Annotated in this window: 17 protein-coding genes and 3 tRNA genes; 13 read left to right on the top strand and 7 right to left on the bottom strand. The window is 40.8% G+C overall.

Features of this window, described 5'->3' with window-relative positions; all coding sequences use genetic code 11:
• Window positions 1–4: 4 nt before the first annotated feature.
• The 6 genes from F959_RS04290 to F959_RS04265 all read right to left on the bottom strand — a co-directional run bounded on the left by F959_RS04290 (window position 5) and on the right by F959_RS04265 (window position 3,905).
• A tRNA-Glu gene (locus F959_RS04290) sits at window positions 5–80 on the bottom strand.
• Window positions 81–294: 214 nt separating this feature from the next.
• Entirely contained in the window at window positions 295–1,701 is a 1,407-nt protein-coding gene (locus F959_RS04285; RefSeq protein ID WP_004877859.1) for an amino acid permease, read from the bottom strand.
• A gap of 117 nt (window positions 1,702–1,818) precedes the next feature.
• A tRNA-Glu gene (locus tag F959_RS04280) sits at window positions 1,819–1,894 on the bottom strand.
• A 22-nt stretch (window positions 1,895–1,916) separates the two neighbouring features.
• Window positions 1,917–1,992 (bottom strand) — tRNA-Ala (locus F959_RS04275).
• Window positions 1,993–2,050: 58 nt separating this feature from the next.
• Window positions 2,051–3,559, bottom strand: coding sequence for a glutamate--tRNA ligase (gene gltX, locus F959_RS04270; RefSeq protein WP_004877858.1), 1,509 nt, complete (start codon window positions 3,557–3,559; stop codon window positions 2,051–2,053).
• A gap of 106 nt (window positions 3,560–3,665) precedes the next feature.
• Window positions 3,666–3,905, bottom strand: coding sequence for a hypothetical protein (locus F959_RS04265; RefSeq protein WP_017196760.1), 240 nt, complete (start codon window positions 3,903–3,905; stop codon window positions 3,666–3,668).
• Window positions 3,906–4,371: 466 nt separating this feature from the next.
• Between F959_RS04265 and F959_RS04260 the strand changes: the two genes are divergently transcribed.
• The 8 genes from F959_RS04260 to F959_RS04225 all read left to right on the top strand — a co-directional run bounded on the left by F959_RS04260 (window position 4,372) and on the right by F959_RS04225 (window position 13,589).
• Entirely contained in the window at window positions 4,372–5,367 is a 996-nt protein-coding gene (locus tag F959_RS04260; protein ID WP_004877855.1) for a sulfate ABC transporter substrate-binding protein, read from the top strand.
• A 197-nt stretch (window positions 5,368–5,564) separates the two neighbouring features.
• Complete coding sequence (gene rsmH / locus F959_RS04255; protein WP_004877854.1) at window positions 5,565–6,488, top strand: 16S rRNA (cytosine(1402)-N(4))-methyltransferase RsmH; 924 nt, start codon at window positions 5,565–5,567, stop codon at window positions 6,486–6,488.
• A complete protein-coding gene (gene ftsL / locus F959_RS04250) occupies window positions 6,488–6,826 on the top strand; it encodes a cell division protein FtsL (RefSeq protein ID WP_004877852.1) in 339 nt (112 codons plus the stop codon). The genes rsmH and ftsL overlap by 1 nt, the downstream gene beginning before the upstream one ends.
• Before the next feature lie 10 nt (window positions 6,827–6,836).
• A complete protein-coding gene (gene ftsI / locus F959_RS04245; protein ID WP_004877850.1) occupies window positions 6,837–8,666 on the top strand; it encodes a penicillin-binding protein PBP3 in 1,830 nt (609 codons plus the stop codon).
• Between the two features lie 7 nt (window positions 8,667–8,673).
• Window positions 8,674–10,173: a UDP-N-acetylmuramoyl-L-alanyl-D-glutamate--2,6-diaminopimelate ligase gene (locus F959_RS04240; RefSeq protein WP_004877844.1), complete on the top strand. Its 1,500-nt coding sequence runs from the start codon at window positions 8,674–8,676 to the stop codon at window positions 10,171–10,173.
• Window positions 10,174–10,194: 21 nt separating this feature from the next.
• Window positions 10,195–11,592 (top strand): UDP-N-acetylmuramoyl-tripeptide--D-alanyl-D-alanine ligase, encoded by a 1,398-nt coding sequence (locus F959_RS04235; RefSeq protein WP_004877842.1) that lies wholly within the window; start codon window positions 10,195–10,197, stop codon window positions 11,590–11,592.
• Window positions 11,593–12,711, top strand: coding sequence for a phospho-N-acetylmuramoyl-pentapeptide-transferase (gene mraY / locus F959_RS04230; protein ID WP_004877840.1), 1,119 nt, complete (start codon window positions 11,593–11,595; stop codon window positions 12,709–12,711).
• Window positions 12,712–12,770: 59 nt separating this feature from the next.
• Complete coding sequence (locus F959_RS04225) at window positions 12,771–13,589, top strand: putative RNA methyltransferase (RefSeq protein WP_004877838.1); 819 nt, start codon at window positions 12,771–12,773, stop codon at window positions 13,587–13,589.
• A gap of 12 nt (window positions 13,590–13,601) precedes the next feature.
• Here the strand turns inward: F959_RS04225 and ponA are convergent, their stop codons facing one another.
• Window positions 13,602–16,190 carry a penicillin-binding protein PBP1a gene (gene ponA / locus F959_RS04220; protein WP_004877836.1) on the bottom strand — a complete coding sequence of 863 codons (2,589 nt, stop codon included), beginning with the start codon at window positions 16,188–16,190 and terminating at the stop codon, window positions 13,602–13,604.
• A gap of 162 nt (window positions 16,191–16,352) precedes the next feature.
• Between ponA and F959_RS04215 the strand changes: the two genes are divergently transcribed.
• The 5 genes from F959_RS04215 (at window position 16,353) to pilQ (ending at window position 21,504) form a co-directional block, all read left to right on the top strand.
• On the top strand, window positions 16,353–17,411 hold the full coding sequence (locus F959_RS04215) for a pilus assembly protein PilM (protein WP_004877835.1): 1,059 nt from the start codon (window positions 16,353–16,355) through the stop codon (window positions 17,409–17,411).
• Window positions 17,411–18,055 (top strand): PilN domain-containing protein, encoded by a 645-nt coding sequence (locus F959_RS04210; RefSeq protein WP_004877833.1) that lies wholly within the window; start codon window positions 17,411–17,413, stop codon window positions 18,053–18,055. The genes F959_RS04215 and F959_RS04210 overlap by 1 nt, the downstream gene beginning before the upstream one ends.
• The gene (locus F959_RS04205; protein ID WP_004877831.1) at window positions 18,052–18,786 is read left to right on the top strand and encodes a type IV pilus inner membrane component PilO; all 735 of its coding nucleotides are present in this window, start codon (window positions 18,052–18,054) and stop codon (window positions 18,784–18,786) included. The genes F959_RS04210 and F959_RS04205 overlap by 4 nt, the downstream gene beginning before the upstream one ends.
• Window positions 18,787–18,788: 2 nt before the next feature.
• A complete protein-coding gene (locus tag F959_RS04200) occupies window positions 18,789–19,316 on the top strand; it encodes a pilus assembly protein PilP (RefSeq protein WP_004877829.1) in 528 nt (175 codons plus the stop codon).
• A 61-nt stretch (window positions 19,317–19,377) separates the two neighbouring features.
• The gene (pilQ, locus tag F959_RS04195; RefSeq protein WP_162098225.1) at window positions 19,378–21,504 is read left to right on the top strand and encodes a type IV pilus secretin PilQ; all 2,127 of its coding nucleotides are present in this window, start codon (window positions 19,378–19,380) and stop codon (window positions 21,502–21,504) included.
• Window positions 21,505–21,506: the final 2 nt, after the last annotated feature.

The raw sequence follows: 21,506 nt of genomic DNA, 5'->3' as shown, positions 1-21,506 counted from the left end.
AATTTGGCGTCCCTACGGGGATTCGAACCCCGGTTACCGCCGTGAAAGGGCGATGTCCTAGGCCTCTAGACGATAGGGACGTTTCAGAGGTGGGCGTATATTAGGTTGAATTAGATAGGGTGTCAAACACTTTTCTAAAGAAAATCTAAAAAAAGTGAATAAGTGTTTAAAAATACCGCATATCGTGGAATAAATAATCAAAAATAAAGATTTAGGTGTGAAAGCTAGATTTTTATCATGATTGTTACAGATATAAAAAATGCAGCCAGAGCTGCATTTTTTTGAATGTCGAGATTATGTGCGATCACGATAGAAAACATAGTGACTTAAATAACACGTAGCAATAAACAATAAACATCCAATAAAACCTGCTTGCATTTCAGGATCAGCTGCCATACTTAAACCTGTAATAAAACAGAAGATGAAGCCTAGAATTGGAACAATAGGATATAGCGGTGCAGCAAATTTTAAATCTTTTGCTGAGTGCCCAGCTTTATACCATTGGCGACGGAAATTGAATTGGCTCCAGCAAATGCTCATCCATACAATCACCATCGTGAAAGCAGCGACACCTAATAAGTTTTTGAAAATCGTTTCAGGTGCAAAATGTTCTGACAATAAGCCAGGGATCGCACCGAACATGGTCACAACCAATGCAATAATCGGTGTTCCACTCTTTGAAAGTTTAGAGAAAACACTTGGTAACTGGCGCTGATCTGACAATGACCACATCATACGTGAAGCGGCATAAAGCCCAGAGTTGGCTGCTGAAAGCAATGCAGTGATGATTACGAAACGGATAATATCATCAGCATAAGGAATACCAATGTAATTGAATACTGTAACAAAAGGACTGCTACTCACACCTTCGCCACCCAAACCTGCGATTTGGAAAGGAAGTAACGCGCTGATGACGATAATGGTACCTACAAAGAAAATCAATAAGCGCCAAATCGCTGCGTTAATTGCTTTCGGTACATTGACCGCAGGGTCTTTGGTTTCACCAGCAGCAACACCGATTAATTCAGTTCCTGAAAAGGCAAAGTTCACAATCAGCATGGTGGTAAAGATCGGGACTAAGCCTTGAGGGAACCAGCCATGAGCGGTTAAATTATGGAACAACGGTGCTGACTCTGAGCCATGGAATGGAATCAAACCAAAAATTGCGAGTAAACCGAGAATAATAAAGGCAATGACGGTTACAACTTTGACCAGTGCTAACCAAAACTCTGACTCCGCAAACATGCGCGTCGATGTTAGGTTGAGTCCTAAAATGGTGACAGCAAAAATAATAGTCCAAATCCACATCGAAATATGGGGAAACCATTCTTGCATGAGCAATGCAGCGGCAGTGAACTCAGTACCGAGGGTTGCGGTCCATGTTAGCCAATAGACCCAAGAAATCATGTAGCCAGTGCCTGGACCAATGTATTTTTGCGCGTATGCACCAAAAGATCCTGCTACAGGCATATGTACAGCAAGTTCACCTAAACATAGCATGACCATGTAAGCAATTAGACCACCTAAGATATAGGCAATAATTGCACCGACAGGGCCGGTTTGAGCGATAACTTCGCCAGAACCTAAAAATAAACCCGTACCAATTGCACCACCCAAGGAAAGCATAACAAGGTGTCGTGTGCTCATTGCACGTTTTAATGTTTTGGATTCTGGATTCGCATTTGAGTTGGAAGATTGCATACGACAATTTGTCCAAGCATAGAGAAGCGGCTATTTTATGGAAAATTCGAAAATGTGCAATCTGAATGAGTGAATGATTAGTTGAAAAAGATCATTTTATAATTTTTATATAGAAAATGGCGTCCCTACGGGGATTCGAACCCCGGTTACCGCCGTGAAAGGGCGATGTCCTAGGCCTCTAGACGATAGGGACAGATGAGGCAACACAAAATGTCTGGTGGAGCCAAGCAGGATCGAACTGCTGACCTCTACAATGCCATTGTAGCGCTCTACCAACTGAGCTATGGCCCCAGTTTGTGTGAGCGCAATATTAGGGGGATTGCGCGCACACGTCAATGATTAAACTGAATTAAGTCTCACTATTTGCATCATTTTTCGGCAATTTTAGTGATTCATTTAACTTTTCCCAAACTTTCAGTTCTTTCTTGCTTGGACCACCAACAATTTCAAGTGCATTGCGTAAGCGAGCAAAAGTTAAATCAGGGCCAATGGTTACCATTGCTTGCATTACAGGCGTTGAACTGGTTGAGCCTGCAATCGCAATAAAGAATGCAGGCATAAAGTCGCGTAATTTAATTTCCATTTGTGCAGCCAAATCCATCAATGTTTGACTTACGGTGTCATTGTTCCACGTAAACTGGCTTTCTAAACGCCAGATCGCAAATTGTAGGCTTTGACGAACCTGTTCTTCGGTCAACTTCTTGCTTTCGAACTGCGCTTTGCTGATTTGTGGCATGTGGTTAAAGTAGAAACCAGCCCAATTCACAGCTTCAGAAAGTAAGTTGATACGGGGTTGAATTGCAGCAGCAATATCTTCTAATGTTTGACGATCACTTTTCCATGCCAATAAACGATCAAGTAATTGTCCAGGAGTCAGGCCTTTAATCCACTGACCATTGAGCCAGTTTAGCTTCTCGACATCAAAGATTGGACCACCCAATGACACGCGTTGCACATCAAAGTTCTCAATCATGTCTTGTAGTGTGAAGATTTCACGCTCATCAGGCATTGACCAGCCCATGCGACCTAAATAGTTAAGCAATGCTTCTGGTAACACACCGATGTCACGATAGTAATTGATCGAAGTTGGGTTCTTGCGTTTAGAGAGTTTAGATTTATCTGGATTGCGTAATAATGGCATATGGCAAAGCGTTGGCATTTCCCAACCAAAATATTGGTAAAGCAATTGATGCTTTGGTGCTGATGGTAACCATTCTTCGCCACGGAGTACGTGCGTGATTTCCATCAAGTGATCATCTACAACGTTTGCAAGGTGATAGGTTGGTAAACCATCTGTTTTTAACAGAACTTGCATGTCAACTTGTGCCCACGGAATTTCAACTTCACCACGGAGTAGGTCATTGATTTTACAAATCCCTTCTTCAGGTACTTTCATGCGGATGACATGCGGCTCACCAGCAGTAAGGCGACGTTGTACCTCTTCAGTAGAAAGCTTCAATCCGCGACCATCATATTTTGGTGTTTCACCACGCGCTTGCTGTTCAGCACGCATTTGATCTAGCTCTTCAGCAGTGGCAAAACAATAGAAAGCGTGACCTTTTTCGACAAGTTCTAATGCATATTGTTTATAAATACCCATACGCTCAGATTGGCGGTATGGTGCATGAGGGCCACCGACATCAGGACCTTCTGACCAGTTGAGGCCTAACCAACGTAGTGAATCTAAGATCATTTTCTCAGATTCAGGGGTAGAGCGAAGTTGGTCCGTATCTTCAATACGTAAGATAAATTCTCCGCCATGCTGTTTTGCAAAACATAAGTTAAATAACGCGATATAAGCAGTTCCTACATGTGGAAAACCTGTAGGAGAGGGAGCAATACGAGTACGGACTTTCATAAGAGATCGGATTTAAAATTAGAAATTGAAACTATTATAACGAAAAAGCCTAGTCACGGAATGACTAGGCACATTTAAACATGCGAGGGGTTACATATTTAAAGTATTAAGAATTATGCGGTTGAAAAATCGTTTGAACAAAGCGAGAAAAACGCTCATGTTGGCTAGCAAAGAAATTTTGGCTTGGTGTTGTGCGAATTGTATTAAGCATTTTGATCTCATCATTAGTTGATGGAATCATCGCTGTATTACGTTTCTGTTGATCAAGTGCTTTAACAATAAGAGAAGAAGATTTGTCTACTGATTTTATGTTATTACTTTCTTTAATTGCAGCAGCATGACCCATCTGTACAGAGCAGACTAAAAATACGCTTAAGCATAGAGTTTTTTTCAATTTTAATGCTCGCATTGCTAACATCCCCTTCATGATTTCGAGTCTACAAGACTAACTAAACAAATATAGTATTGCTTTAATGATACGATTCAAACATAAATCTTAATAAAAAAGTAGAACTGCGTCACACTTTTTACAAAAAAGATAAACTTTCAGTAAATTTCTACTCGATATTTATAGCTGTGTGGCTAGTTTGTGTGCAAGTCAAATTTAGCAAGCAAATATGTAGAAAACATGGAGACCGAAGATTTAAGGAATATTATCTATTTTTGTACTTTCATTTTACTGCTATCTATATGAAAAGTTAGCATATCTAGAATTAAGAATAATAAATATTATATTGATATAAGTTATTGATTGTAAAATATTTTATCTAAAATATAGTGGTGTAGATATTTATGAGTTAGGGGCTGTATAAATGAGAAAGATATTCGCGATCGCATTGCTTGGCTTTGGTTTAAATGGTGCAGCGCAGGCGGCAACCACTTTTTTGAATGTATCTTATGATCCAACACGTGAATTTTACCAAGAATACAATCAAGCTTTTGGACAATATTGGAAATCTAGAACAGGCCAAGAGGTTGATTTTAAACAATCACATGGCGGTTCAGGAAAGCAAGCGCGATCCGTTATTGATGGTCTACAAGCTGATGTAGTTACTTTAGCTTTGGCAAACGATATTGATGAAATCGCAAATGCGGGTTTAATTCGCAAAGACTGGCAAAAACAGTTTAAAGATAATTCAGCTCCATATACCTCAACTGTTGTTTTCCTTGTTCGGAAAGGCAATCCTAAAAATATTCGAGACTGGAACGATTTAACCAAAGCGGGTGTGGAAATTATTACACCCAATCCCAAAACAGGTGGTGCACCGCGATGGATTTATTTATCTGCTTGGGGATATGCGCTTAAACAACCAAATGGTAATGATGCAAAAGCACGTGAATTGGTCAAAAAACTTTATCAAAATGTCAAAGTTCTAGATTCAGGTGCGCGAGGCTCGTTGACTACCTTTGCTGAGCGCGGTATCGGTGATGTATTGTTGTCTTGGGAAAATGAAGCACTACTAGCCACCAAAGGTTTAGGTCAGGATAAGTTTGAGATTGTTTATCCATCTATTTCGATCTTGGCTGAACCATCTGTTGCTATCGTTGATAAGACGGTAGATAAAAATGGTCATCGTAATCTGGCTCGTGGATATTTAAACTTTTTATATTCACCTTTGGGTCAAGAGTTGGCGGCTAAACATTATTTCCGTCCACGTAATCCCCAAGTCGCTGCAAAGTACGCTAAGCAATTTCCAAAAATCAAACTTTTTAATATTAATGATGTGTTTGGTGGCTGGGCAAAAGCGCAAAAAACACACTTTGTAAATGGTGCGATCTTTGATCAAATTTATGCCGAAAAACCATAAATGTTGGATGTGTGCCTTTGATGAAAATGATTAAAAAAGCAAATACAGCGCGTATTTGCTTTTTTATTGAGTGAAAAATCGAAAGAAAACGGTTTTATCTATGAAAAGTTAAGAATTCTCTACAAAAAGTCGTTTGGTGATGGCATAAAACAAGGTGATAATGTGCAGTTACATTTTTAGCTGTTGATTGCATTGTTATGTCGCATATTTCTGTCTTACTTCATGAAACCGTTGATGGCGTACTGGCAGGCCGTGACACAGGTATTTTTATTGATGCGACCTTTGGTCGTGGTGGTCATACTCAATTATTGCTTTCAAAATTAGATGCCAATGCGCGTGTTTATGCTTTTGATAAAGATCCACAAGCACTTGAAGTTGCAGCACAATTAGAACAAGAAGATTCACGTTTTAAAATTATTCATGCAAGTTTTGCAGATATTCAAGCTGAACTCAGCAATATTGGTATTACTGAAGTCGATGGCATCATGGCTGACTTGGGAGTGTCATCTCCGCAACTAGATCAAGCTGAGCGCGGTTTTAGCTTCATGCATGACGGTCCGTTGGATATGCGCATGGATAACTCGCAAGGTTTGACAGCGGCCGAATGGTTGCTTGAAATAGAAGAAGAAAAATTAGCAAACATTATCTATCAGTATGGTGAAGAGCGTTATAGCCGCCGTATTGCTAGAGCCATAAAACAAGCTGGTGAAATTACAACAACAGCACAGCTCGCTGATATTGTTAAAGTTGCTCACCCTAAATGGGAAAAGCATAAACATCCTGCGACACGTACATTCCAAGCGATCCGTATTGCGATTAACAAAGAACTAGATGATATTGAGGTATTTTTACCGCAAGCTGTAGAATTATTAAAACCAAAAGGGCAATTGGCCGTGATTAGCTTTCATTCTTTAGAAGATCGTTTAATCAAACAATTTATTCAAAAAGAATCGAGCTTGGCTGAAGACGCAGGTTGGGGAATGCCTCAAGCGCAGGTTGATACTCGACGATTGAAAAAAGTTTCTCGTATTCGTGCGAGTGAAGCAGAAGTAAAGGCAAATCCTCGCTCGCGTAGTGCATGGCTTCGTGTTGCAGAGCGCTTAGAGCAAAAAGGCAAATAATGAACAACAAGAATGATGACGAAGTCGTATCCAACAGCAAAAAGGGACTGAAAAAAGTTATTGTTTATGCTGTACTCGTTGCATCGGTGTTTATCAGTGCGATGATGGTGGTATTTCAGGTGTTTGAATATCGTCATGATTATCGAGATTTGAGTTCCTATATGCGTGAGAGAGATGATTTAAACGCAGAATGGGGACGTTTGCTGATTGAACAACAGACTTTTGGTGCGACTGCCCAAATTGGTTCGCGTGCGGTAACACAATTACGAATGTTTTCACCACCAGCTACGCAAACTGTAGTGATTTCTTTACCTATGACTTCAGAGCAAGATAAATAAGGCATGCTGTATGGCAGATAAGCGAAGCAAACCAATACGAAAAAAACAGCAATCCATTTCGGAAAAACCAACCCTTGCTCTCGATATGTGGCGATTTTATTTGCTCTGGGGTGTTGTGCTCCTTTGCTTTGTGGTGTTGGTTGCGCGTGCCTTTTATGTGCAAGTTGTGAATAAGGATTTTTTACAGAATAAAGCGAATGCTAATATTCTTCGTACAGAGCGTTTAGAGGCAATGCGTGGCGTGATTAGTGACCGTCATGGTGTGCCTTTGGCAATCAGTACACCGATCATGAAGATTGTGATTGACCCAAGAGATTATTGGGAAGCGAAAAAGCAATTTGATGAGATCACTGAAGAGTTAAAGAAAGATCCAACCAATCGTAAATTGAAACGTCAGTTGCCTGATAAAAATCTAAATTTAGATGAGTTGGCAGATGCAGTAGGTATTGATCGCCAGTCACTTCGAAAGCAAATGAATGATCGTCAACGCTCGCGCTATTTGGTACTGCAAAAAGAAGTGCCGCCGCAGCAAGCTGATTTAATTACTAAGCGTAATTTCCAAGGTGTATACGCAGAAAAAAGTTATAAGCGTTATTATCCACAACCTCAACCAAACGCTCAAATCATTGGTCTAACCAACAGTGAAGGACGCGGAATTGAAGGTTTGGAAATGCAGTTGAATAAACAATTGTCAGGTGTGGATGGCGAGCAAAAAATCATTCGTGACAAGAAAGGCAACCGTTTAAAAGTTTCTGAAGTGATCAAGGAAGTTGAATCTGGGGAAAATATTACCCTGAGTATCGACTCGCGTTTACAATACATCATGTATCGTGAACTCACAGCTGCAGGCGTGGCGAATAATGCTCGTTCTGCAACTGCAATTGCCGTGGATGTAAAGACGGGTGAAATTCTGGCGATGACCAGTTGGCCGTCTTACAATCCAAATGATAAAAATGGCCTCAGCAATAAAGATGCGATGCGTAACCGTGGCGCAATTGATATGTTTGAGCCGGGTTCGACGATGAAACCATTTACTATTGCTGCGGCATTAGAAAGTGGAAAATACACACCAAACACTATTGTTAATACTGCACCGGGTTCAATGAAATTGGGTTGGCATACAATTCGTGATACGCATAACTATGGTGCTTTAACTGTTACAGGCGTCATTGTTAAATCTTCAAACGTTGGTTCAGCAAAGATTGCACTATCTTTGCCAAAAGATACCATTCCTTCTTTCTTTAGACGCGTTGGTTTTGGTCATCGTTCGGATGTGAAATTTCCGGGTGAGAGTGCGGGTTTGCTCTATCCCGCGGATAAGATCAACCCTTCTCAGCTCGGGACGATGGCGTATGGTTATGGTTTGAATGCCACGATCCTTCAAGTTGCACAAGGTTATGCGATGCTGGCCAATCATGGCGTTGAGATGCCACTGAGTCTACGAAAGCTAGACAAAGCACCTGAAGGAACACAAGTTTTATCACCTAAAATCGCTGATGAAGTGTTGTTGATGCTTGAACAAGTGACGATGCCAGGCGGTACGGCGAAGCAAGCGGTGATCCCAGGTTATCGTGTTGGTGGTAAAACAGGTACAGCGCATAAGCTACGAGCAGACCGAAAAGGCTATTCAAATACTGAATATCGTGCACTTTTTGCTGGGGTAGCACCTGTCAGTGACCCACGTTTAGCGATGATTGTTGTCGTTGAAAATCCACAAGGTCGCTACTATGGTGGTCTTGTTGCAGCGCCTGTATTTGCAAGAATTATGCAAGAGTCGTTGCGCCTATTAAATGTGCCTTTAGATAAACCACTAGATACTTCTATTAAACCCAACCCGTAGGTAAATTATGTCGATTAGTTTTCAACAGATACATCCGATCAGCATAGATGCGGCTTGGTATACACAGCCCTTTCAAGGCTTCTGCCTTGACAGTCGTAAGGTTGAGGCAGGGCATATTTTTATCGCCTTAAATAGTTTTAGTCAGCCTGAGAAAACACTTCAATTTGCGCAAAATGCCTTGGATGCTGGAGCTTTAATTGTCATTAGTGAAGCAGCTCTAGGGATCGAGAAAGAATGGGTTTGTTCGGAAGTTCGTGATCTAATAGGTGGATGGCAGAAGCAGTATTTGCAGTTGACTGATCCTACGCAGCCCTTACGTGGTATTGCGGTCACAGGAACCAATGGCAAAACAACAATTTCTCGTTTAATCGCTGAGTTAATTACGTCACAACATCACGGTTGTGCTGTGATGGGAACGACTGGTAATGGTATTTTACCGAATTTAACACCATCAACCCACACGACACTTGATGCATTACAACTGCAAAGTGCACTACATGATTATGCAAAACAAGGTGCGAGTTTTGTTGCGTTAGAAGCCAGTTCACATGGACTGGAGCAAGGGCGTTTAAATGGCTGTGATCTTGAAATTGCGGTGTATAGTAATTTAAGCCGCGATCATTTGGATTATCACGGTACTTTAGAGGCTTATGCGGAAGCTAAAGCACTCTTATTTAAATTTAAAACACTCAAAGCTGTTGTGATCAACTTGGATGATGCGCATGCAAATATAATGTTGGATGCCGCCAAAACTAATCCGTCACAACCGAAAATTCTTACCTATTCTTTAACGCAGGCTTCTGCAGATTATCATATTGCTGATTTGCAATATCGTTTGAGTGGGGCGAGTTTTAGTTTAATTACGCCAACAGGTTGTTATGCCGTACAAAGTCCATTATTGGGACATTTTAATGTCGAAAACTTATTGGCGAGTTTGATTGCAGCGGAGTGTGCTGGTTTTGCCTTGGATAAGTTGGTTCAATTTGTTCCGCAATTACAAGGCGCGCCAGGACGTATGCAAGTCATCCAAGATGATGAACGATTGTTTGTTGTCGATTATGCTCATACTCCAGATGCCTTGATTCAAGTATTAACTACATTAAAACGTCATGTAAATGGGCAGCTTTGGGCGGTCTTTGGCTGTGGTGGAGATCGAGATCGCGGTAAACGTCCGTTGATGACTCAGGCGGCTTTAGATCATGCTAATCCTGTGATTTTGACCTCGGATAATCCGCGCACGGAAAATCCAGAGCAAATTTTTGCGGATATGAAACAAGGTATTCATTTTGCACAACATACCATGCATGAGATTCATGATCGCCGTGAAGCGATTAAGTTTGTTGTTGCTCAAGCACAGGCTGGTGACATTGTGGTGATCGCTGGGAAGGGACATGAAAACTATCAGGAAATTGATGGGGTTCGTCATTGGTTTGATGATGTGGTTGAGGTGCAATCAGCAATTGCAGCACAGCCACATGCAGTAGATTCAGCTTATCCTGCACAATAGGATTCAAAGGTAATAACAAGTATGCATACATCAACGACGAGTACCGTTCCATTAGAACCATGGACAGCTGAACAATTACAACAAGCAACCCACGGTGAATGGCATAATGCCAAAATCCCACAAGGTGAAGTTAAACGTATTCTGACAGATTCACGTCATGCCGAAGCTGGAGATGTCTTTCTTGCTTTAAAAGGCGAGCGATTTGATGCACACAATTTTGTCGATCAAGTGGTTGCACAAGGTTGTCAAATTGCCATTGTAGAGCGTCCAGTCGATGCAGAAATTGCACAGCTCATCGTTAAAGATACACGATTAGCGCTTGGACATTTGGGCGCATATCGTCGTCAACAGAATCAGCAGTTGAAAGTGATTGCACTCACAGGTAGTAGTGGTAAAACCACGACCAAAGAAATGTTGGGCAGTATTTTATCTCATTTGGCACCGACACTGATCACGCGTGGCAATCTAAATAATGATTTGGGTGTGCCAATGATGTTACTTGAGTTACGTCAAGACCATCAATTTGCTGTGATGGAGTTAGGTGCCAGTCATCAAGGTGAAATTGATTACACCTCAAATCTAGTTCAACCGCATGTGGCTGGTATTTTAAATATTGGTACAGCGCATCTGGGTGAATTTGGTGGTCGAGAAGGGATCTGTCGTGCTAAATCAGAAATCTATGCGCATATTTTGGATCATGGAACTGCGATTGTTCCTGCATATGATGATTTTAGCGCAACCATTCATCTCAATGCGCAAGGACATCAAATCTTAAGTTTTGGTGAAGGCGGTGATGTATTTGCTACGGATATCGTACTACATCCTCAATCAGCACACTTTAATTTGCATACGCCACAAGGTGTTCGTGCAGTGAACTTACCATTTGCAGGGGCGCATAATGTACAGAATGCCGCAGCAGCTACAGCATTTGCTTTAGCGCTTGGCATTGCTCTTGATCAGATTGTTGAAGGCTTAGAGCAAGCGCAGGGTGCTAAAGGTCGTTTGAACTTTATCCAACATCAAAATCATCTTTTCATTGATGATACTTACAATGCGAACCCAACATCAATGCGTGCGGCTGCACAAGTATTATTGCAGCAACAAGGTTTGAAAGTCATGGTGATGGGGGATATTGGTGAACTCGGTGAAAGTAGCTGGCAAGAGCATCATGATCTTGGTCGAGATTTAGTTGATCAACCATTAGATCATTTGGTTGTTGTTGGTGAGTTTGCTGCAGCTGCACAACAAGGTGCGACAGATTCTGCAAAACTGCATGCCTTTGCATCTCAAGCAGATGCGTTACCATTCTTAATTAATTTAGTCCAAACACATCAACCCCAGTCCATGAGTTTCCTGTTTAAAGGGTCTCGTTATACCCATATGGAAACGTTGATGGCTGACTTGATGGAGAAAATTTAAATGTTGTTATGGTTATTTGAGCAATTGGCGGACTATAACAGTTCGTTTCAGGTTGTTCGTTATTTAACGTTGCGCTCTTTGTTGAGCTTGCTGACTGCTCTGACGATCGGACTGGTTTTAGGTCCAGTCATGATTCGTAAATTACAGGCATTAAAATATGGTCAGGCTGTGAGCTCTTTTGCGCCAGAAAACCATGCCAAAAAAATGGGCACCCCAACGATGGGCGGGATTCTCATTTTGCTCTCTATCGGGATCAGCACGCTATTGTGGGCTGATTTATCCAATCCACATGTCTGGATCGTACTTGGTGTGATGGTGGTGTTTGGTGCGGTAGGCTGGGCCGATGACTGGATTAAAGTTCGTTATAAAGATAATGCCGGCTTGCCCGCACGTAAGAAGTTTTTTTGGACTTCGGTGGCATCTCTGGGAGCGGGTATTGCCTTATATGTGATTGCGAAACAGCAAGATAGTGCCGTACATACGGCGAATATGCTGGATTTGCTGATTCCTTTCTTTAAGAATTTGTCGATTCCTCTATCTGTTGTGCCGCTGGGTTTAGCATTTATTGTTTTCACTTATCTTGTGATTAATGGTGCATCAAATGCGGTTAACCTGACGGATGGCCTAGATGGTTTGGCGATTATGCCAATCGTTATGGTTGCAGCAGGCTTGGGCGTTTTTGCTTATTTATCTGGTGACATTCGTTTTGCGAATTATTTGCATATTCCATACGTTAAATATACCTCTGAGCTTGTAGTGATTTGCTCTGCAATGATCGGAGCGGGTCTTGCTTTCCTTTGGTACAATGCGCATCCTGCACAAGTCTTTATGGGTGATGTCGGAGCTTTAGCGCTTGGCGCAATGCTTGGTACGATTGCGGTGATGGTTCGTCAAGAAATTGTCTTTGCAATTATGGGCGGTGTATTTGTCATGGAGGCTGTTTCTGTATTCTTGCAAATCGGTTCATTGCGTATGCGAAATAAACGTGTATTCTTAATGGCGCCATTACATCATCATTATGAAAAGCAAGGTTGGAAAGAAACACAAGTCGTAATCCGCTTTTGGATTATTACCATTTTCCTCGTTGTGTTAGGGTTGATGACGTTAAAATTACGTTAAGCCAAGATTCGAGAAAAGAGCTGGTGATGACCAGCTTTTTTTATGTTTGGAGAAAATAGATGAGTTTGTTGATGTGTCCTGTTTGTCGCCAATCGTTGAATTTGGCGGAGAATACATGGCGATGTGAACAAGGACATAGCTATGATGTGGCCAAACAAGGTTATGTAAATCTTCATGTGGTTCAACACAAACATAGTAAGACACCGGGTGATACTGCTGAATCTGTATTAGCGCGCCGTGAATTTTTACAAGCAGGTTATTACCAGCCATTACAGCAAGCGGTTGTTGAGATACTTCAGCAGCTTAAACCAAAAGCAATTTTAGATATTGGCTGTGGTGAGGGTTATTATACCGATGCGATGCAAACGGTTGCTAACGATTGTATTGGTGTTGATATTGCTAAAACAGCGGTACAACGTGCAGCAAAACTAAATTCCAAAGTAACATGGATTGTTGGAACAGGTGCAACATTGCCCGTTCAAAATCATTGTGTTGATGTTTGTACGAGTTTATTTAGTCCAATTCCTCAAGCAGAAATTGCTCGAGTTTTAAATCATGGTGGACATTTAATTGTTGTAACGCCTGCACCTAAGCATTTATATGATTTAAGAGCTGCTTTATTTGAACAGGTAAATTTACATGAGCCTCATAAGTTTGTTGAGCAACTTGAAGCTGAGTTTGAGTTAATACAAGAGCAAGTGATTGAAGCGCCGTTAAGTTTGGATCAAATGGCCTTAAAGAACTTAATCGCAATGACGCCTTATGCTTATAAAACCAATCCCGAACGACGGATGTTGTTAGAGCAGAATTCAGTATTCACGGTAATTGCCGCTTTTCAGATTTATCTATTTCAAAAAAGAAAAAAGCCATCAATTTGATGGCTTTTTAGCTTATTGGATTTGGTTAATGAGGTTTTCTATATTATCTCTTTCTTTCTTCGGTGACGGACTTTGAGTCTCCGTACCTAAAGCAGGTGGTTGTTTTTTTGAGGGAACAATAATTTGTTCATCAGCTGAAGGTGCTGTGCCAGGTAAGTCTGAGAAATCGTTATCTATTGAACGTGTTGGAACAACTGGTGCTGGGCGATAGAGAGGACGCGCTAATGGTGGAGATGCACGATAAACTTTTTGATCTTCGCTTTGTTGAACTTGTAGTTCATCACGAGAGATTGGTGCACTTGCATCTTTATCAAAACGAACCCATGTAGACGGTGTGCCTGCAAGTGACTTCGCCATAAAGTTCGACCAAATAGGTAGTGCAGCAACACCACCATATTCACGACGACCTAATGTGCGAGGTTGATCAAATCCAACCCAAGCAATCGCGACGAGCTTGCCATTAAAGCCTGCGAACCAAGCATCTTTCGCATCATTGGTTGTTCCTGTTTTACCACCTAAGTCATCTCGTCCAATTTTGAGTGCAGCACGACCTGTACCACGCTGAATTACGTCATGTAGGATATTTGCCATATCATAAGCTGAACTGGATTTTAAAATTCGTTGAGCTTGTTTGTAATTGCTATTGGTCTTGAGTAATCGATCAGGATTTGCATCTGTCGCTTGAGTTTCTGATGACGCTAGAGCGTTCTCTAAGCTTTCATTGGTGATCTCTTGTGTTTCATCATCTTGGTTGGTGTCTTGTGCTTGGTTATAAGCATTTGAGTCGCTGATGCATGGAATACATGCATATTCAGGCTTAGCTTCATAAATGATATTGCCATTATTGTCCTCAATTCTTTTGATGAAATGAGGCTGTATACGATAGCCGCCATTTGCAAAGGTTGCATAACCTGTTGCCATTTGCACTGGAAGAACTTGAGGTGTACCGAGCGCAATCGTGTAGTTGCGTGGAATTTGATCATCCTGTAAGCCAAAATCCATAAATAATTGGCGAGCTCTTTCGATTCCTACATTCTGTAATAAGCGCACAGAGACTGTATTTCGAGATAAATACAATGCACGACGTAGCGGAATCATACCGAGATAGCGACCATCAGAGTTTCGAGGAGACCATTTGCCAATCGTAATGGGACTGTCATTCACCATGCTAAATGGTGTCATGCCGCGCTCTAATGCTAATGCATAGACAAATGGTTTAATGGTTGAACCAGGCTGTCTCCAGCCTTGTAAAGCACGATTAAATTTTGTTTGATAGAAATTATATCCACCTACGATTGCTTCAATTGAACCATCATTTGGATTTAATGCAATCAATTGTCCTTGAACTTTTGGAACTTGGACTAAAGACCACACGGTTTTATTTTCATTTGGTCGCAAGCGAATAATATCTTTAACTTTAACAATTTGAGAAGCGTTGGATGGCGCGCCGCCAACGCTATTGGCATTACGATAAGGACGCACCCATGACATCCCTGACCAATTCACAGTGACTGTTGAACCATCTTGCATCAAAGCATCAAAAGAGTTGCTCTTTACCTTTACAACTTGTGCGGGGTAGGTGTTGGCATATGCCATGAATTGATTAAGTGGTTTATCGTGAGCTTCAGGACCACGCCAGCCATGACGACGATCATAAGCTTCAAGGCCATCTTGAATTGATTGTTCAGCATAGCGCTGACGTTTACTATCAATCGTAGTATAAACCTTATAGCCAGAGTCGATTGCTTGAGCGCCAAAATGCTCAACAAGCTCAGCACGAACCATTTCACCTACATAAGGAAATACATTGCTGACTGAACGATCCACCATGTTTAAACTAATCGGTTCAGCAACTGCTTTTTGATATTGGGTTTGATTAATATAACCAAGCTGCAACATACGACCTAAAATCCAATTGCGACGTTCAAGGGCTCGTTCAGGATTTACAACAGGATTATACTTTGATGGTGCTTTAGGCAATCCAGCGATCATTGCCATTTGTGCTGTTGTTAGTTCATTTATATTTTTGTTGTAGTAGATTCGAGCAGCTGCTGCGATACCGTAAGCATTTTTTCCTAAGAAAATTTTATTGACGTAAGCGGTGAGAATTTCTTGTTTTGTTAGGTTTTGTTCAATTTTTCGTGCAAGGAAAACTTCTGTTAGTTTGCGTCTTAATGTACGGTCTGGGCTTAAATAATAGTTCTTCGCAACTTGCATGGTGATCGTTGAGCCACCAGTTTGGACATCGGATCCAGTAATTGATTCAGTGACTGCGCGACCAAGGCCTTTGAAGCTAATGCCATTATGCTCAAAAAAAGAAGAGTCTTCCGCTGCTAGAAATGCATGGATAAATGTTGGGGGAATTTGCTCATACTTTACTGGTATTGATAGTTTGCCACCATATTCCGCGATTAACTTATTATCAGCTGTATATACCTGCAATGGTTTTAGTAATGGCGCTTTTTTTAGAGAACTCATATCTGGCAAAGATGGTGCAAGATAGAGATACATGCCATAAAATCCCATAGGAAGTGAGACTAAGATAATAATAAGCATCAAAAAAAATGGGCGAACAATGCCAGAACTGGATAGCTTTTTCATAATAAGTAAGTTTTAATAAGAGCGAATGGCAAACTAATTGTGGTCAGTATATCCTTTAGACATGCGGATTGTTAGATGAGTTATTGTATCCGTATAAATTAAAGACCAAAACAAATTAGTATGTTGTATTTTTGGGGATAAAAAAATAAATAGGAAAGTACTGTGCTCAGGTTATATCGTAAACCAAATAAGGGGTTAGTAGGGGTCGATATTAGTTCGACAACTGTTAAGTTATTGGAGCTCTCTGTAAAGAACGGTAGATATTGGGTTGAAAGTTATGCGTTGATGCCGCTGCCAGAAAACAGTGTCGTCGAAAAAAGCATTCTTAATCCTGAAGCAGTTGGTGATGCCCTTGAGCGTGTTGTCAATTTAGCGAACCCTCACACTACCAATGTGGCAATCGCAATTCCAACATCAATGGTGATTAATAAGATCATTGAGATGGATGCTGATATGTCAGATGAAGAGCGTGAAGTGCAAATTCGTATGGATGCTGAACAGTACATTCCGTTTCCATTAGATGAGGTGAGCCTTGATTTTGAGGTTCTGCCTGATAAATTGCCAAATCCCAATCGCGTTAACGTCCTATTAGTTGCTACCCGAACAGAAAATGTTGACACGCGTGTCGAAGTTCTTGAACTTGCGAACTTAACAGCAAAAATTGCTGAAGTTGAAAGTTATGCAATGGAACGAGCTTTTAGTGTGTTTTCCGATACGCTTCCAATGGGCGCGAATACTGTCGGCATTCTAGATATTGGTCATACCATGACAACTTTATCTGTGATGCAAAAAGGTAAAATCATTTATACGCGTGAGCAAGTATTTGGTGGTCGCCAGCTTACCCAGGATGTGCAAAACCGCTACGGTTTGTCATTTGAAGAAGCGGGTCGGGCAAAAAAAGAAAGATCGCTCCCAGATGATTATGACACTGAGGTTTTGGAACCTTTCCTTGATGCGGTTGTGCAGCAAGCTGCACGCTCACTGCAATTTTTCTTCTCATCATCACAATTCAATGAAATTGATCATATTTTATTGGCTGGTGGCAATGCCAATATTCCTGGCTTAGCGAAGCTTTTGCAGCAAAAATTAGGTTATCGCGTTACGATTGCTAACCCATTCTTACAAATGGGCTTTTCTCCCCAAATTGACATTAAAAAAATAGAAAATGATGCTTCCTCTTTGATGGTGGCATGTGGTCTAGCATTGAGGAGTTTTGATTAATGGCAAAGATTAACTTACTCCCTTGGCGTGATGAGCTAAGAGAACAAAGAAAGAAACAGTTTGTCGCTTTGTGTGTTGGCGTTGCTGCTTTAGGTGTGGCATCAATATTCTCAGGTTGGGTTTATTTTGATCAAAAATTGGATGATCAAGAGCAAGCGAATCAATTAATTGTAAGTACCAATCAAAATCTAGATACTCAGTTAAAATCATTAGAAGGTTTGCAAGAACGCCGTAATGCAATTATTGAGCGTATGAAGCTCATTCAAGGATTGCAAGGTCAACGTCCTGTAACTGTAAGATTGGTAGACGAACTGGTTCGGGTTACACCACCTACGATGTATTTAACCAAGTTCACAAGAACGGGCGATAAATTCACGATTGAAGGAAAAGCGGAAAGCCCAAATACAGTTGCTGAATTGTTGCGTAATTTGGAAGCATCTCCTTGGTATCGCAATGCATTTATGAATTCATTCTTAGCGGCCGAAGAGAAAAAAGATAAAACGGCTAGCTCTTTAGTTCCTCGAGTCGAGGAAAACTATGGAAGCTTTGTTGTAACAGTTGATTTAGGGGAGATTGGGGCAGTGACTGAAGTTGACCCATCAGCGGAAACAGCTGCTTCTGCAACGGCTGGAGGTGCACAATGAGTCAAGAAGAACTAAATGACCTCAATCAAGATGTTGTAGTCAAGAAAAAGAAAATGACAGTAGAGCAGTTCTTCCAACAATTTAACACGTTGGATATGAACAACTACGGCAGTTGGCCTCTGTCAGTTAAAATTACATGCTGGATTTTTGTTTTCTTGGCGGTGGTGGCGCTTGGTTATTTCGTCGTCATTAAATCTCAGCTTGAATCGATTGCAAATGCGCAAGCTAAAGAGCAAAGCTTATTAAACGAGTTTAGAGAGAAGGACTCGAAGTTAAGAAACTTGCAGCAATACCAAGCACAATTACAAGAAATGGAAGCGAATTTTAATCAACAGCTTGAACAGCTTCCAAAAGAAACAGAAATCCCAAGTTTGGTTGAAGATATTAACTTAACAGGCGTGAATTCTGGTCTGAAATTTAAAAATATCCGTTTAGAGAGTGAAGTTAAGCAAGAATTCTTTATTGAGCAACCAATAAGCATTGAGGCAACGGGTGATTATCATGCATTTGGCGCGTTCGTTACGGGAATTGCTGCGTTACCTCGAATCGTAACGCTACATGATTTTGTTGTAGAAGCTAGACCTGATACACAAAAGAAATCAGATATTCCTGTGATTAATTACTCAGTTAAAGCAAACACATATCGTTATATTGGGGCAGATGATCAAGCTGGTACGGACACGGTTTCTCCAGCAACTCAACCAGCTGCTAATGCTCAAGGAGGGATGTAATAATGAATAAAACAACATTATTACTCGGCGTATTATCGCTGCTTGGTTTGTCTGGTTGTGATTCTCGTATTGACGCTGTAAATCAACAGATGGCTGCTATTCGTAATGAAGCTCCTCTACCGATCGAACCAGCACCTATTTTTACACCAGTACCTTTATTTAATTATTCAGCTCACCAATTAAAAAGCCCATTTATGCCAAGTTCTTTAGCTGCGGAATTAAGAATCATGGCGGGTAAACGTGTTTATCCAAACTTTAATCGTCAACCACAACCTTTAGAGAGCTATGCACTAGAGTCCCTGAATATGAAGGGAAGTATGCGTGGGAAAAGTAATGAGACGATTGCTTTGATTCAAACACCAGATGGGCAGGTAGAGCGTGTGCAAGTTGGAAGTTATTTGGGTGTAAATCAAGGACGAATTGTTAAAATCAGCCCGACACAGATTGATTTGGTGGAAATTGTACCTGATGGGCGAGAAGGATATGTTGAAAGACCTAGAACACTCGTTTTAATTGGGCTAGCACCGTAAGATTAAGGGAATAAAAATGAAAAAACAGTTTAAAGATTCTTTATTTGGGGAAGCGAAGACCATGAATCGTGCATTCCGACAATTTTCTATGGCTGCTATTACTATAGCGGTAATGCAGGCTGCTTCAGCTCAAGTAGCGATGATGAACATTGTACCGATGAGTTTGGCTGATCAAGGTACTGAAATTCGAATCATGTTTAATGGTTTGCCACCTCAACCACAGGCATATCAACTTGAGCAGCCAGGTCGATTAATTCTAGATTTCGATAAAGCTCAACAAACATTGAAAAAAACGTCTATTCCAGTATCTACGAATGAAGCAAATTCGATTGATGTGGCTTCTGATGATCAGCGTTCTCGTGTAATTGTAAATCTAAAAGATGCTGGTGCATTTACGACTCGTGTTGAAGGTAATACTTTTGTACTGAAAATTAATTCTGTACAACCTCAGACTAGTGCTGTAATGAAATCTTCGGTTAATCAGGTACAGCAAGGTGTGTCAAATATTGGTTTTCAGCGCGGTAAAGATGGTGAAGGTTTAGTTGTTATTGATCTGCTGGGAAGTAATACGCCAGTTGATGTTCAACAACAAGGAAGTAAGATTGTTGTTCGAACAATGGGAAGTAAAATCCCGACTCATTTAGCGCGTCGTTTAAATACCAATGATTTTGCAACACCAGTTGCCAGTATTGACGCATATAATGATAAAGGTAATGGAATTATTAATATCCAGTCTGCGGGTAGCTATGAGTATATGGCATATCAAGCAGAAAATAAGCTGACGATTAGTCTTAAGCGCCCTCAAGATAACACACAGCAAAAAGCCAAAGCTCAGGCGTATACAGGTAATAAAATTTCTTTGGATTTCCAAGATATTGAGGTGCGCCGAGTATTACAACTTTTGGCTGACTTCACTGGAATCAATATGGTTGCTGCGGATACGGTGCAAGGAAATATTACTTTGCGTTTAAAGGATGTTCCTTGGGATCAGGCGCTAGATATTGTACTGAAAACTAAAAATTTAGATAAGCGTCGCAATGGTAATGTAATTTGGATTGCGCCCATTCCTGAATTGATCAAGTCTGAGGAAGATGAGGCGAAAGCGATTGCTCAAAGTATTAAATTAGCGCCTTTACAAACTGAATATATTCAATTGAGCTACTCTAAAGCGGCTGACATTGAAAAACTTATTACGCAAGGTAAGAATACAAATGTTAATAATTCAAATGGGAATAATAATGATGATTTCACAGGGGGGTTACTTAGTCCTAGAGGAACGATTTCTATTGATCCAAGAACTAATACTCTAATTATTAATGATACTTCTCAAAAAATTGATCAGATCCGTAAAATGATTGATTTATTGGATGTTTCTGTTAAGCAAGTGATGATTGAGGCGCGTATTGTCAGGGCGAGCACTGATTTTACAAAAGAGATGGGGGTCAAGTGGGGAATCTTATCACAAGGTGTGACAAGTAATAATGATCTATTGGTTGGTGGTAGTGATACAACATTATGGAACCTACGTGAACCTACAAAAGATAGTGATACTGGTGGTTGGAAGTATGAAATTGAGCGCCCGGATAATTTAAATGTAGACCTAGGTGCTGTTACACCAGGTGCAAGTCGTATTGCCTTTGGTCTAATCAGTTTATCTGACTTTATGTTGGATTTAGAGCTCTCAGCTGTACAGGCTGATGGTTATGGCGAGGTGATTTCTACACCCAAAGTCATGACTGCAGATAAACAAGCGGCAAAAATTGAGTCAGGTACAAAAATTCCATATACCTCTTCTTCTGGCGGCGGAGCAAATGCAGTTCCCAAAACTGAATTTATTGACGCAACTTTAAGTTTGGATGTAACTCCTAGCATTACACCTGACGGTAAAGTAATGATGAAGTTGAATATCACTAAGGATGCGCCTAGTACGCCGACACCTACTGGTCAATTAACCATTAGCAAAAACTCTATTGATACCAATGTATTGGTGGATAATGGCGAAACCGTTGTTTTAGGTGGGATTTTTGAGCAGGAAAATATTAGCTCTCAAACAAAAGTGCCTTTCTTAGGCGATATTCCTTACATTGGTCGATTATTCCGTCGTGATCTTAAAACGGATAATAAACGTGAACTGCTAATTTTTGTGACACCGAGAATTGTTAATGACACTTTGACAAGAAATCATTAATA

This window comes from Acinetobacter venetianus RAG-1 = CIP 110063 (assembly GCF_000368585.1).
GTDB lineage: Bacteria > Pseudomonadota > Gammaproteobacteria > Pseudomonadales > Moraxellaceae > Acinetobacter > Acinetobacter venetianus.
The sequence above is the reverse complement of the archived record's forward strand: the minus strand, read 5'-3'. Positions and strand labels throughout refer to the sequence as shown.

Bases quoted from the DNA above. Each gene is read 5' to 3' on its own strand.
- ponA (WP_004877836.1), bottom strand. From the start codon at position 16,190: ATGAAAAAGCTATCCAGTTCTGGCATTGTTCGCCCATTTTTTTTGATG.
- F959_RS04200 (WP_004877829.1), top strand. From the start codon at position 18,789: ATGAATAAAACAACATTATTACTCGGCGTATTATCGCTGCTTGGTTTG.
- F959_RS04235 (WP_004877842.1), top strand. From the start codon at position 10,195: ATGCATACATCAACGACGAGTACCGTTCCATTAGAACCATGGACAGCT.
- F959_RS04205 (WP_004877831.1), top strand. From the start codon at position 18,052: ATGAGTCAAGAAGAACTAAATGACCTCAATCAAGATGTTGTAGTCAAG.
- pilQ (WP_162098225.1), top strand. From the start codon at position 19,378: ATGAATCGTGCATTCCGACAATTTTCTATGGCTGCTATTACTATAGCG.
- gltX (WP_004877858.1), bottom strand. From the start codon at position 3,559: ATGAAAGTCCGTACTCGTATTGCTCCCTCTCCTACAGGTTTTCCACAT.
- F959_RS04210 (WP_004877833.1), top strand. From the start codon at position 17,411: ATGGCAAAGATTAACTTACTCCCTTGGCGTGATGAGCTAAGAGAACAA.
- ftsL (WP_004877852.1), top strand. From the start codon at position 6,488: ATGAACAACAAGAATGATGACGAAGTCGTATCCAACAGCAAAAAGGGA.
- F959_RS04240 (WP_004877844.1), top strand. From the start codon at position 8,674: ATGTCGATTAGTTTTCAACAGATACATCCGATCAGCATAGATGCGGCT.
- F959_RS04285 (WP_004877859.1), bottom strand. From the start codon at position 1,701: ATGCAATCTTCCAACTCAAATGCGAATCCAGAATCCAAAACATTAAAA.
- mraY (WP_004877840.1), top strand. From the start codon at position 11,593: ATGTTGTTATGGTTATTTGAGCAATTGGCGGACTATAACAGTTCGTTT.
- ftsI (WP_004877850.1), top strand. From the start codon at position 6,837: ATGGCAGATAAGCGAAGCAAACCAATACGAAAAAAACAGCAATCCATT.
- F959_RS04260 (WP_004877855.1), top strand. From the start codon at position 4,372: ATGAGAAAGATATTCGCGATCGCATTGCTTGGCTTTGGTTTAAATGGT.
- F959_RS04265 (WP_017196760.1), bottom strand. From the start codon at position 3,905: ATGGGTCATGCTGCTGCAATTAAAGAAAGTAATAACATAAAATCAGTA.
- F959_RS04225 (WP_004877838.1), top strand. From the start codon at position 12,771: ATGAGTTTGTTGATGTGTCCTGTTTGTCGCCAATCGTTGAATTTGGCG.
- rsmH (WP_004877854.1), top strand. From the start codon at position 5,565: ATGTCGCATATTTCTGTCTTACTTCATGAAACCGTTGATGGCGTACTG.